Origin of the sequence: Stenotrophomonas sp. SrG (assembly GCF_050031795.1) — a bacterium.
Classification (GTDB): domain Bacteria; phylum Pseudomonadota; class Gammaproteobacteria; order Xanthomonadales; family Xanthomonadaceae; genus Stenotrophomonas; species Stenotrophomonas rhizophila_A.
This window is the reverse complement of record NZ_JBNBBE010001236.1, coordinates 1-237: the sequence shown is the minus strand read 5'-3', so window position 1 is coordinate 237 and position 237 is coordinate 1. Positions and strand designations below refer to the sequence as shown.

The following is a 237-nucleotide window of genomic DNA, read 5'->3' as shown; positions in this document are numbered from 1 at the left end:
GCGTGGGCCGGCACGATCAGGCCTTCGTGCCGGGGGGAGGAAGCCTCGTACAGGCGCAGCAGGCGCTGCTTGGTGAGAAGCTTCTCACGCTTCAACTGGCCCAGAGTGAGGACGCCTACCGGATTCACGCCCAACGCGGCATCCATACACTTCTTGTTCAACTTCTGGTGCAGTTCGTAAAGCTCTTTGAATTCCGGATCGCTCTTGCGGCGTGCGTCGATTTCAATCTGGGGCTGA

1 protein-coding gene is annotated in these 237 nt (G+C 59.5%); it reads right to left on the bottom strand.

Annotated elements, in window-relative coordinates; all coding sequences use genetic code 11:
* A partial coding sequence (locus ACQG3P_RS23385) for a YdcH family protein (RefSeq protein WP_426806378.1) occupies positions 1 to 237 on the bottom strand: 237 nt, incomplete at both ends.